Raw genomic sequence first — 9,520 nt, forward strand, 5'->3', positions numbered from 1 at the left:
ATGAGGTTTCGACTGCCGTTACGCGACAGCCGACCTTCGATGAGGGGCCCCCGGAAACCCGGGGGCCCGAGTTCAGGCCTGAGCGTCGGCCGACTGGAAGGGGAAGCCGAGCTGACGCAGCAGCGAGCGGCCTTCCTCGTCCGTCTTCGCGGTGGTGACGATGGTGATGTCGAATCCACGCACGCGGTCGATGCGGTCCTGATCGATCTCGTGGAACACGGACTGCTCCTGGAGACCGAAGGTGTAGTTGCCGTTGCCGTCGAACTGCTTGGCCGAGAGACCGCGGAAGTCGCGGATACGGGGCAGGGCGAGGTTGACGAGACGGTCCACGAACTCCCACGCGCGGTCACCGCGGAGGGTGACGTGCGCGCCGATCGCCTGACCCTCGCGCAGCTTGAACTGCGCGATGGACTTGCGAGCCTTGGTGACGACGGGCTTCTGACCGGTGATCTTGGTGAGGTCGTCGACCGCACCATCGATCACCTTGCTGTCGCGAGCGGCCTCGCCGACACCGGTGTTCACGACGACCTTGACCAGTCCGGGGATCTGCATGACGTTCGGGTAACCGAACTCCTCCTGCAGAGCCTTCTTGATCTCGGCGTTGTACTTCTGCTTCAGGCGGGGCTGGATCTTGCCAGTCTCCGCGGCAGTCACGGTGCTCATGTTCAGAGGTCCTTGCCTGACTTCTTCGCGAAGCGCACGCGGACGGTGCGCTTGACGCCGTCCTTCACCTGCTCCTCGACCCGGCGGCCGACGCGGGTCGGCTTCTTGGTCGAGGGGTCGACGAGCGCGACGTTGGAGATGTGGATCGGGGCTTCGAACGTCTCGATGCCACCGGTCTTGGTGCCGCGCTGGGACTGGCCCACGCGGTTGTGCTTGGTGACGTAGTTCACGCCTTCGACGATGACGCGGTTCTGCTCGGTCAGGATCTCGAGGACCTTGCCCTGCTTGCCGCGGTCGCCGCCACGCTCGGGCTTGGCGCCCGTGATGACCTGAACCAGGTCACCCTTCTTGATTTTCGCCATGATCAGATGACCTCCGGGGCGAGCGAGACGATCTTCATGAACTTCTTGTCACGAAGCTCACGACCGACGGGTCCGAAGATGCGGGTGCCGCGGGGCTCCCCGTCGCTCTTCAGGATCACGGCGGCGTTCTCGTCGAACTTGATGTATGAGCCGTCGGGACGGCGGGTCTGCTTCACGACACGGACGACGACAGCCTTGACCACGTCGCCCTTCTTGACGTTTCCACCGGGGATCGCGTCCTTGACCGTGGCGACGATGACGTCACCGAGGCCCGCGTAACGACGGTTGGAGCCGCCGAGCACGCGGATGGTGAGCAGCTCCTTGGCGCCGGTGTTGTCGGCGACCTTCAGCCGGGATTCGTTCTGAATCACTTTTTACTCCTTGGATTCCAAGTAAGCGCGAGGCTTACTTGGCCTTCTCGAGGATCTCGACCAGGCGCCAGCGCTTGGTGGCGCTCAGCGGACGGGTCTCGTTGATGACGACCAGGTCGCCGATGCCCGCCGAGTTGGTCTCGTCGTGCGCCTTGACCTTGGAGGTGCGGCGGATGACCTTGCCGTAGAGCGGGTGCTTCACGCGGTCTTCGACCTCGACGACGATGGTCTTGTCCATCTTGTCGCTGACGACGTAGCCACGACGCGCCTTGCGGTAACCGCGGGCGTTCTCGTCGCGCACATCGTTCTCGGAGTGCTCGTGACCGACGACCTGCGCCTCGGCCTCTGCCTTCTTCGCGGTAGCCATTACTCCGCCTCTTCCTTCGCGGCGTCGTCAGCGGCGTCCGCCTTCTTCGCCTTGCTCTTCTTCGCCTTCGTCGCCTCGACCGGGGCCGGGGTGGCGCGGATGCCGAGCTCGCGCTCACGGATCACGGTGTACAGACGCGCGATGTCGCGCTTGACTGCACGGATGCGACCGTGGCTTTCGAGCTGGCCGGTGGCCGACTGGAAGCGCAGGTTGAACAGCTCTTCCTTGGCCTTACGCAGCTCCTCGACGAGGCGCTGGTCTTCGAACGTGTCGAGCTCGCTCGGGGCGAGCTGCTTGGTGCCGATCGCCATTACGCGTCGCCCTCCTCGCGCTTGATGATGCGTGCCTTCAGGGGCAGCTTGTGAATGGCTCGGGTCAGTGCTTCACGAGCGAGCTGCTCGTCGACACCCGCGACCTCGAAGAGGACGCGGCCGGGCTTGACGTTCGCGACCCACCACTCGGGCGAACCCTTACCGGAACCCATGCGGGTTTCGGCCGGCTTCTTGGTGAGGGGGCGGTCGGGGTAGATGTTGATCCACACCTTTCCGCCACGCTTGATGTGACGCGTCATGGCGATACGAGCGGACTCGATCTGACGGTTGGTCACGTAAGCGGGGGTCAGCGCCTGAATACCGTACTCACCGAACGACACCTGGGTGCCACCGGTGGCCTGGCCGGAACGGCCGGGGTGGTGCTGCTTGCGGTACTTGACCTTGCGGGGGATGAGCATTACGCCGACGCTCCTTCTGCCACGGGGGCCTCGTTGCGCGGACCACGACGACGGTCGCCACCGCGGTCGTCACGACCGCGGGACTTGGGCGCGTTGGCCTGCTCGCGGGCGAGCTCCTTGTTGGTGAGGTCGCCCTTGTAGATCCAGACCTTCACGCCGATGCGGCCGAAGGTGGTCTTGGCCTCGTAGAAGCCGTAGTCGATGTTCGCGCGCAGGGTGTGCAGGGGCACACGGCCTTCGCGGTAGAACTCCGAGCGGCTCATCTCGGCGCCGCCGAGGCGACCCGACACCTGGATGCGGACACCCTTGGCGCCGGCACGCTGCGCGCCCTGCAGGCCCTTGCGCATCGCGCGGCGGAACGCCACGCGAGCGGTGAGCTGCTCGGCGACACCCTGCGCGACGAGCTGAGCATCGGCCTCGGGGTTCTTGACCTCGAGGATGTTCAGCTGGATCTGCTTGCTGGTGAGCTTCTCGAGGTCGGCACGGATGCGCTCGGCCTCGGCGCCGCGGCGACCGATCACGATGCCCGGACGGGCGGTGTGGATGTCGACGCGGACGCGGTCACGCGTGCGCTCGATCTCGATGTTGCTGACACCGGCGCGGTCAAGCGAGGTGGTCAGCAGGCGACGGATCTTGATGTCCTCGGCGAGGTAGTCGGCGTAACGCTGACCGGCCTTCGTCGAGTCCGAGAACCACCGCGACACGTGGTCGGTGGTGATGCCGAGGCGGAAGCCGTACGGGTTGACCTTCTGTCCCATTACTTGCTCGCCTTCTTGTTGGCGCGCGCCGGGGCCGCAGCAGCGTCTTCCGGCGTCGCGAGCACGACCGTGATGTGGCTCGTGCGCTTCTTGATCTGGAAGGCGCGACCCTGTGCACGGGGACGGAAACGCTTGAGCGTCGTGCCCTCGTCGACGTACGCGTTCTTCACGTACAGGTCGGCGTCATCCAGGTATTCGTTCGTCTTGTCAGCGGTGACGCGAGCGTTCGCGATCGCCGAGGCGACGAGCTTGTAGATCGGCTCGCTCGCGCCCTGGGGCGCGAACTTCAGGATGGCGAGGGCCTCTTCGGCCTGCTTGCCCTTGATGAGCGCGACGACACGACGAGCCTTCTGAGGGGTCACGCGGATGTGTCGCACGCGTGCGATGGACTCCACCATTTCTCTCTCCTCTAGCGCCACCGCGTCAGCGGCGGCGGCCCTTCTTGTCGTCCTTCACGTGGCCGCGGAAGGTGCGGGTGGGCGAGAACTCGCCCAGTTTGTGACCGACCATGGTCTCGGTCACGAACACGGGGATGTGCTTGCGACCGTCGTGCACGGCGATGGTGTGTCCCAGCATGGCGGGGATGATCATCGAACGGCGCGACCAGGTCTTGATGACGTTCTTGGAACCGGCTTCGTTCTGCGAGACGACCTTGCGAAGCAGGTGCTCGTCGACGAAGGGGCCCTTCTTAAGGCTGCGAGGCATCTTCCTCTACTCCTACTTACGCTTCTTGCCGGCGGTGCGACGGCGGACGATCAGCTTGTCGCTTTCCTTGTTCGCATGACGGGTGCGGCCTTCGGCCTTACCCCACGGCGAAACGGGGTGACGACCACCGGAGGTCTTACCCTCACCACCACCGTGCGGGTGGTCGACCGGGTTCATGGCGACACCACGCACGGTCGGGCGGACGCCCAGCCAGCGCTTGCGGCCGGCCTTGCCCCAGTTGATGTTCGACTGCTCGGCGTTACCGACCTCGCCGATCGTGGCGCGGCAGCGCACGTCGACGTTGCGGATCTCACCCGAGGGCAGACGCAGCTGCGCGTAGGGGCCGTCCTTGGCGACGAGGCGCACGGAGACGCCCGCCGAACGGGCCATCTTCGCGCCGCCACCGGGACGCAGCTCGATCGCGTGGATCACGGTACCGGTGGGGATGTTGCGCAGCGGCAGGTTGTTGCCGGGCTTGATGTCAGCGCCGGCACCCGACTCGACGACATCGCCCTGCGACAGCTTGTTCGGCGCGATGATGTAGCGCTTCTCGCCGTCCGCGTAGTGCAGCAGCGCGATGCGCGCGGTGCGGTTGGGGTCGTACTCGATGTGAGCGACCTTGGCGTCGATGCCGTCCTTGTCGTTACGACGGAAGTCGATCAGACGGTACTGACGCTTGTGGCCACCACCGATGTGACGCGTGGTGATGCGGCCCTGGTTGTTGCGGCCACCGGTCTTCGACAGGGGGCGCAGCAGCGACTTCTCAGGCGTCGATCGGGTGATCTCGGCGAAGTCGGCCACCGACGAGCCGCGGCGACCGGGGGTCGTGGGCTTGTACTTGCGAATAGCCATTGTTCTTGTCCTCTATCCCGACCGTCAGCCGACAGACGTGAAGATGTCGATGGTGCCCGACTTGAGCGACACGATGGCGCGCTTGGTGTCCTTGCGCTTGCCGGTGCCGAAGCGGGTGCGACGGGCCTTGCCGACGCGGTTGATCGTGTTGACCGAGGCCACCTTGACGCCGAAGATCTTCTCGATGGCGAGCTTGATCTCGGTCTTCGAGGAGCGCGGGTCCACCAGGAAGGTGTACTTGCCCTCGTCGATGAGCGAGTAGCTCTTCTCGGAGACGACCGGCTTCAGGATGATGTCGCGCGGGTCTTTGTTGACGGCGGTCATGCCGAGACCTCCTCGGTGGCAGCGGACTTCGACGCGACGAACGCGTCGTAAGCGGCCTTGGTGAAGACGATGTCGTCGGAGACGATCACGTCGTAGGTGTTCAGCTGGCCGACGGTCAGCACGTGGACGTACGCGAGGTTGCGGACGCTCTTCACCGTCAGCTCGTCGTCGCGGTCGATGACCACGAGAACGTTCTTGACGGCGCCGAAGGCCTTCAGCGCGGCAGCGGCAGCCTTGGTCGAGGGGGCACCCTCGATGGCGAAGCTGTCGACGATGTGCAGACGCTGCCCACGCGCACGGTCGCTGAGCGCACCCAGCAGGGCGGCGGCGATCATCTTCTTGGGCGTGCGCTGGCTGTAGTCACGCGGCTTGGGGCCGTGGACGATGCCACCACCGGTCATGTGCGGCGCGCGGATCGAGCCCTGACGGGCGTTACCGGTGCCCTTCTGCTTGAAGGGCTTGCGGCCGGCACCCGAGACCTCGCCACGACGCTTGGTCGAGTGCGTGCCCTGGCGTGCCGCGGCGCGCTGCGCCACGACGACCTGGTGGATGAGGGGAATGTTCGTCTTGACGTCGAAGAGCGCGGCGGGCAGCTCGACGGAGCCTGCCTTCTTGCCGTCGGCCTTCACGACGTCGAGCGCGAGAGTCGAGTCAGCCATGATCAGGCACCCTTCACTGCGTTGCGGACGTAGACGATGCGGCCACGAGCACCGGGGACAGCGCCCTTGACGAGCATCAGGCCCTTCTCGGCGTCGACGGCGTGCACCGTGAGGTTGAGGACGGTCACGCGCTCGCCACCCATACGGCCGGCCATGCGCATGCCCTTGAAGACGCGGCTCGGGGTCGACGATGCGCCGATGGAGCCGGGCTTGCGGTGGTTGCGGTGCGAACCGTGCGAAGCGGACACACCCTTGAAGTTGTGACGCTTCATGACACCCGCGGTGCCCTTGCCCTTGCTGGTGCCGACGACGTCGACGCGCTGGCCGGCTTCGAAGAGACCGTCAACGGTCAGCTCCTGGCCGAGCGAGTAGTCGGCGGCATCCGCCGTGCGCACCTCGGTGAGGTGGCGACGCGGGGTCACGCCGGCGGCGTCGAAGTGAGCCGTGAGGGGCTTGTTCACCTTGCGGGGGTCGATCTGGCCGTAGCCGATCTGAACGGCGTTGTAGCCGTCCTTCTCGAGCGAGCGCAGCTGGGTCACGACGTTCGGAGCGACCTCGATGACGGTGACGGGAACGAGCTTGCCGTTCTCGTCCCACACCTGGGTCATGCCGAGCTTGGTGCCGAGGAGGCCCTTGGAGATCTTGGAGTTGATGTCAGACATGTCGAACCTCAGAGCTTGATCTCGATGTTGACATCGGCCGGGAGGTCGAGGCGCATCAGCGAGTCGACGGCCTTGGGCGTCGGGTCGATGATGTCGATAAGGCGCTTGTGGGTGCGCATCTCGAAGTGCTCGCGGCTGTCCTTGTACTTGTGGGGCGACCGGATGACGCACACGACGTTCTTCTCGGTCGGAAGGGGAACCGGGCCCACCACGGTGGCACCGGCACGGGTCACGGTGTCGACGATCTTGCGCGCCGACGAGTCCAGCCCGGCGTGATCGTACGACTTCAGGCGAATGCGGATCTTCTGTCCCGCCATTGTCTGCTCTCTCTCTTTCTCGCGTCTTACCCGACCTGGGGCATTGGACGCACGGTGGTGCTCTCGCACCCTGGCACTTCCCCTCGCTCACGCGAGAGATGCTGCACCGCTGTTCAGCTGTCAAACCGGATGCCATGGCATCCGGCCCACCCCGCACGCACGCGTGCGAATCCGATGAAGGAAGGGGCTCGGTGTCTGTTCTGCTGCCGGCGGCCCAGGACCCTGCGCTTTCGCGCCGCCTGTGCACTGCCCTGACAGTGATCCTGGCGCGCGCCGAGCGCACGCCGGAATGTGGAACTGCATTAGTCTACGTAGCCGCCGGGTGTGTCGCAAACCCGGGCGTGTCGCGCGCGGCGGATACCCAGCATCGCCGGCGCACGAGGCCCCCGACGGGGACAGGCGGGCCCATACAATTATCGCGCCCGATGATGGACCGGATCCCGCACCGTGCGGCACGCCTCGACAGGAAGGCACGTATGAGTCCGGCTGACGCAGCACCGTCCCCCGTGCCGATGGTCACCGTCGACGCGATGGGCGTCGATGTCCACCTCCGCGCGACCTCGACCCTGTCGGGCACGTTGCTTTCGCGCGTACGCGATGCATGGAGCGACTGCCACGTGCCTCGCGGCGACGCCGGCCGGCAGCACCGCACCCTCGACCTCTCCCCCGACGCGTTCGTCGACATCGAGCGCGGGTTGTCCGATCTCTCCACCCGAGTGACCTTGGAGGCCCTCGACGCGCTCCGCGGCACGCGCCTTCTCCTGCATGCCGCCGGGGCGGCCACCGACGACGGACGCACGATCGCGTTGGTCGGACCCTCGGGTCGCGGCAAGACCACGGCATCCCGTCATGTCGGAACACACTTCGCCTATGTGAGCGATGAGACGGTGGCGGTCGCCGACGACCTCACCGTCGAGCCGTACCGCAAGCCGCTCTCCGTCATCACCCCCGGTCGCGCTCATAAGGAGCAGATCGCGCCCAGCATCTTCGGGTTGAAGGATCTGCCGGATGCTCGCCTGCGTCTCACCGCGATCACCCTCATCGACCGTCAGCCCGATGCGGCAGCGATCGGGCCCTACGCGATCGACACGATCGACGCGATCTGCGAGATGACACCGCAGATCAGCTACCTCCCCGAGTTGCCCACGCCTTTGCAGTACCTGGCACGCCTGTTCGACGCCATCGGCGCCCCCACCCGGCTGATCTACCGCGACGCCGTGGAGCTCCCCGCTCTGGTGCGCACAATGCTCGACGAGCCGGGTCATCCGGCCGCCGCCTGGACCGTCCCCCTTCGCGCGGACGATCCGGGACCCTGGCGGGTCGCGCCCTACGACGACGCCATCATCGTCGCGGGACGCGCGTGCGTGATGCGCAATGGAATGGTCACCGCTCTCGACCAGCGCGGGTGCCTCGTGTGGACGCAGTGTCTGGCCGGGGCGTCGACGGAAGCGATCGTCGCCACCGCCGTCGCCGAGTTCGGAGAGCCGGAGCAGGGCGAAGCGACTGCGCTCATCGCCGCGACGATCGAGGAACTCCGTGTGCTCGGATTCATCGAGGCGGCATGAGCGCCGAGTCCCCCGCACCGGCGTCCAGCCGAACCCGCTGGCGCCGCATACGTCGGTCTCCGATCACCCACGTCGTCGCCGCGTTCCTCGTGCTCGCTCTTACGCAACTCTTCTTCGTCAAGCCCTTTCAGGTGCCGTCGGAATCCATGTCGCCCACTCTCGAGACAGGCGATCGAATCCTGGCCAATCGCATCGCTCTCGTCGGCAGCGATCCTGCCGCCGGCGACGTCATCGTTTTCTCACGGCCCGCCGCATGGAGAACGGATCTCGCACCTCGGGGAACTCTGCGGACGGCCGTCGGCTGGGTCGGTGACATCGTCGGTTTCGGTCCGAGTAATCTCGACGCCCTGGTGAAGCGGGTGATCGGTGAGCCGGGTACGTCGGTGCGGTGCTGCACCGACGACGGGCGTGTGGAGGTCGACGGGGTCGCCCTGGACGAGGGTTACGTTCGCACCGATCTTTCGTTCACCCCCGGGCAGCTCGACTGCGACAGCACACCCGCGTCCTCGCGATGCTTCGGCCCGGTCACGGTCCCCGACGACTCGTACCTCGTGATGGGCGACAATCGCGCCAACTCCTCCGATTCGGTCATCGGATGCCGGGGAGCCCCCGCCGTAGAGGAGTGTGCGCGCTTCGTCCCACGCTCCGATGTGATCGGCGAAGTCGCGCTGATCCTGTGGCCGCCCGACCGGGCGTTCGCTCCCCTGCGCTGACCCTAAGCATCTCCGCTCGCGCCCGCTCCGCCGATTCAACATCCATACAGGACGACTGGTCGCCCATCGGGGAATGCCGCGCCCCATAGGCGGGCATCGGGGGCGCCGATCCCTGCTCTGCGGTCAGGCGTTCCCGATGTTCTTGTCGACGTTCTGGCGGATGTCGTCCACCTTGGCGTGCTGCTCGGTCGGGACGACCTTCTTGATCGCATCGGCCGCGCCATCGAGGATCTTGTCACTGACCTCTTCGGCTTTCTCTGTCTTGAGGGCCTCTTCGATCTTGCTTCGGTTCTCATCGAGCAGCTTCTTGCCCTTGTTGATGATGTCGTCCACACCCATTGCTGAACTCCCTCGCTCGGGCGGGCCACGTCCCGCTCCGTGGGAAATCATTCTTCCGCGCTCCTCGGGCGACTGGTAGCCCTTGACGGAGCACGAGCCACGATGGCAGCGGCCGGGTGGCTGCAGAGGACGG

Annotated in this window: 17 protein-coding genes; 2 read left to right on the forward strand and 15 right to left on the reverse strand. The window is 66.0% G+C overall.

Annotated features, from left to right (window positions below; genetic code table 11):
* Positions 1-72 precede the first annotated feature (72 nt).
* The 14 genes from rplE to rpsJ are packed head-to-tail and all read right to left on the reverse strand — an operon-like array spanning position 73 to position 6,770.
* Positions 73-663 (reverse strand): 50S ribosomal protein L5, encoded by a 591-nt coding sequence (gene rplE, locus BJP65_RS06270; protein WP_055833716.1) that lies wholly within the window; start codon positions 661-663, stop codon positions 73-75.
* Positions 664-665: 2 nt separating this feature from the next.
* Complete coding sequence (gene rplX / locus BJP65_RS06275) at positions 666-1,025, reverse strand: 50S ribosomal protein L24 (RefSeq protein ID WP_055833711.1); 360 nt, start codon at positions 1,023-1,025, stop codon at positions 666-668.
* 2 nt (positions 1,026-1,027) lie between these two features.
* Entirely contained in the window at positions 1,028-1,396 is a 369-nt protein-coding gene (gene rplN / locus BJP65_RS06280; RefSeq protein ID WP_055833708.1) for a 50S ribosomal protein L14, read from the reverse strand.
* Between the two features lie 34 nt (positions 1,397-1,430).
* Complete coding sequence (rpsQ, locus tag BJP65_RS06285) at positions 1,431-1,763, reverse strand: 30S ribosomal protein S17 (RefSeq protein WP_070408572.1); 333 nt, start codon at positions 1,761-1,763, stop codon at positions 1,431-1,433.
* Positions 1,763-2,074: a 50S ribosomal protein L29 gene (gene rpmC, locus BJP65_RS17080; RefSeq protein ID WP_013584007.1), complete on the reverse strand. Its 312-nt coding sequence runs from the start codon at positions 2,072-2,074 to the stop codon at positions 1,763-1,765. The genes rpsQ and rpmC overlap by 1 nt, the downstream gene beginning before the upstream one ends.
* The gene (gene rplP / locus BJP65_RS06295; protein ID WP_055833705.1) at positions 2,074-2,493 is read right to left on the reverse strand and encodes a 50S ribosomal protein L16; all 420 of its coding nucleotides are present in this window, start codon (positions 2,491-2,493) and stop codon (positions 2,074-2,076) included. Before rplP ends, rpmC begins: the two co-directional genes overlap by 1 nt.
* A complete protein-coding gene (gene rpsC, locus BJP65_RS06300) occupies positions 2,493-3,251 on the reverse strand; it encodes a 30S ribosomal protein S3 (protein ID WP_055833702.1) in 759 nt (252 codons plus the stop codon). The genes rplP and rpsC overlap by 1 nt, the downstream gene beginning before the upstream one ends.
* Positions 3,251-3,649 (reverse strand): 50S ribosomal protein L22, encoded by a 399-nt coding sequence (rplV, locus tag BJP65_RS06305; RefSeq protein ID WP_055833699.1) that lies wholly within the window; start codon positions 3,647-3,649, stop codon positions 3,251-3,253. The genes rpsC and rplV overlap by 1 nt, the downstream gene beginning before the upstream one ends.
* A 25-nt stretch (positions 3,650-3,674) precedes the next feature.
* A complete protein-coding gene (gene rpsS / locus BJP65_RS06310; protein ID WP_013584011.1) occupies positions 3,675-3,956 on the reverse strand; it encodes a 30S ribosomal protein S19 in 282 nt (93 codons plus the stop codon).
* Positions 3,957-3,968: 12 nt separating this feature from the next.
* Positions 3,969-4,808, reverse strand: coding sequence for a 50S ribosomal protein L2 (gene rplB / locus BJP65_RS06315; RefSeq protein WP_055833696.1), 840 nt, complete (start codon positions 4,806-4,808; stop codon positions 3,969-3,971).
* Between the two features lie 24 nt (positions 4,809-4,832).
* Positions 4,833-5,132, reverse strand: a complete 300-nt coding sequence (rplW, locus tag BJP65_RS06320) for a 50S ribosomal protein L23 (protein ID WP_055833695.1) — start codon at positions 5,130-5,132, stop codon at positions 4,833-4,835.
* The gene (rplD, locus tag BJP65_RS06325) at positions 5,129-5,791 is read right to left on the reverse strand and encodes a 50S ribosomal protein L4 (protein WP_055833692.1); all 663 of its coding nucleotides are present in this window, start codon (positions 5,789-5,791) and stop codon (positions 5,129-5,131) included. The genes rplW and rplD overlap by 4 nt, the downstream gene beginning before the upstream one ends.
* Before the next feature lie 2 nt (positions 5,792-5,793).
* Entirely contained in the window at positions 5,794-6,453 is a 660-nt protein-coding gene (gene rplC / locus BJP65_RS06330) for a 50S ribosomal protein L3 (RefSeq protein WP_055833690.1), read from the reverse strand.
* An 8-nt stretch (positions 6,454-6,461) separates the two neighbouring features.
* Positions 6,462-6,770: a 30S ribosomal protein S10 gene (rpsJ, locus tag BJP65_RS06335; RefSeq protein ID WP_013584016.1), complete on the reverse strand. Its 309-nt coding sequence runs from the start codon at positions 6,768-6,770 to the stop codon at positions 6,462-6,464.
* Positions 6,771-7,246: 476 nt separating this feature from the next.
* On the opposite strand from rpsJ, the gene BJP65_RS06340 reads away from it, so the two are divergent.
* Both BJP65_RS06340 and lepB read left to right on the forward strand, forming a co-directional pair.
* The gene (locus tag BJP65_RS06340) at positions 7,247-8,335 is read left to right on the forward strand and encodes a hypothetical protein (RefSeq protein ID WP_156784832.1); all 1,089 of its coding nucleotides are present in this window, start codon (positions 7,247-7,249) and stop codon (positions 8,333-8,335) included.
* Positions 8,332-9,048, forward strand: coding sequence for a signal peptidase I (gene lepB, locus BJP65_RS06345; RefSeq protein WP_070408574.1), 717 nt, complete (start codon positions 8,332-8,334; stop codon positions 9,046-9,048). Before BJP65_RS06340 ends, lepB begins: the two co-directional genes overlap by 4 nt.
* Before the next feature lie 123 nt (positions 9,049-9,171).
* Here the strand turns inward: lepB and BJP65_RS06350 are convergent, their stop codons facing one another.
* Entirely contained in the window at positions 9,172-9,387 is a 216-nt protein-coding gene (locus BJP65_RS06350; RefSeq protein ID WP_070408575.1) for a hypothetical protein, read from the reverse strand.
* Between the last annotated feature and the right edge of the window lie 133 nt (positions 9,388-9,520).

The sequence above is a fragment of the Microbacterium sp. BH-3-3-3 genome, from assembly GCF_001792815.1.
Classification (GTDB): Bacteria; Actinomycetota; Actinomycetes; order Actinomycetales; family Microbacteriaceae; genus Microbacterium.

What these genes read in the sequence shown, in the direction of transcription:
- rplE (WP_055833716.1), bottom strand. Translation starts at nt 663, where the DNA reads ATGAGCACCGTGACTGCCGCGGAGACTGGCAAGATCCAGCCCCGCCTG.
- rplX (WP_055833711.1), bottom strand. Translation starts at nt 1,025, where the DNA reads ATGGCGAAAATCAAGAAGGGTGACCTGGTTCAGGTCATCACGGGCGCC.
- rpsQ (WP_070408572.1), bottom strand. Translation starts at nt 1,763, where the DNA reads ATGGCTACCGCGAAGAAGGCAGAGGCCGAGGCGCAGGTCGTCGGTCAC.
- rpmC (WP_013584007.1), bottom strand. Translation starts at nt 2,074, where the DNA reads ATGGCGATCGGCACCAAGCAGCTCGCCCCGAGCGAGCTCGACACGTTC.
- rplP (WP_055833705.1), bottom strand. Translation starts at nt 2,493, where the DNA reads ATGCTCATCCCCCGCAAGGTCAAGTACCGCAAGCAGCACCACCCCGGC.
- rpsC (WP_055833702.1), bottom strand. Translation starts at nt 3,251, where the DNA reads ATGGGACAGAAGGTCAACCCGTACGGCTTCCGCCTCGGCATCACCACC.
- rplV (WP_055833699.1), bottom strand. Translation starts at nt 3,649, where the DNA reads ATGGTGGAGTCCATCGCACGCGTGCGACACATCCGCGTGACCCCTCAG.
- rpsS (WP_013584011.1), bottom strand. Translation starts at nt 3,956, where the DNA reads ATGCCTCGCAGCCTTAAGAAGGGCCCCTTCGTCGACGAGCACCTGCTT.
- rplB (WP_055833696.1), bottom strand. Translation starts at nt 4,808, where the DNA reads ATGGCTATTCGCAAGTACAAGCCCACGACCCCCGGTCGCCGCGGCTCG.
- rplW (WP_055833695.1), bottom strand. Translation starts at nt 5,132, where the DNA reads ATGACCGCCGTCAACAAAGACCCGCGCGACATCATCCTGAAGCCGGTC.
- rplD (WP_055833692.1), bottom strand. Translation starts at nt 5,791, where the DNA reads ATGGCTGACTCGACTCTCGCGCTCGACGTCGTGAAGGCCGACGGCAAG.
- rplC (WP_055833690.1), bottom strand. Translation starts at nt 6,453, where the DNA reads ATGTCTGACATCAACTCCAAGATCTCCAAGGGCCTCCTCGGCACCAAG.
- rpsJ (WP_013584016.1), bottom strand. Translation starts at nt 6,770, where the DNA reads ATGGCGGGACAGAAGATCCGCATTCGCCTGAAGTCGTACGATCACGCC.
- BJP65_RS06340 (WP_156784832.1), top strand. Translation starts at nt 7,247, where the DNA reads ATGAGTCCGGCTGACGCAGCACCGTCCCCCGTGCCGATGGTCACCGTC.
- lepB (WP_070408574.1), top strand. Translation starts at nt 8,332, where the DNA reads ATGAGCGCCGAGTCCCCCGCACCGGCGTCCAGCCGAACCCGCTGGCGC.
- BJP65_RS06350 (WP_070408575.1), bottom strand. Translation starts at nt 9,387, where the DNA reads ATGGGTGTGGACGACATCATCAACAAGGGCAAGAAGCTGCTCGATGAG.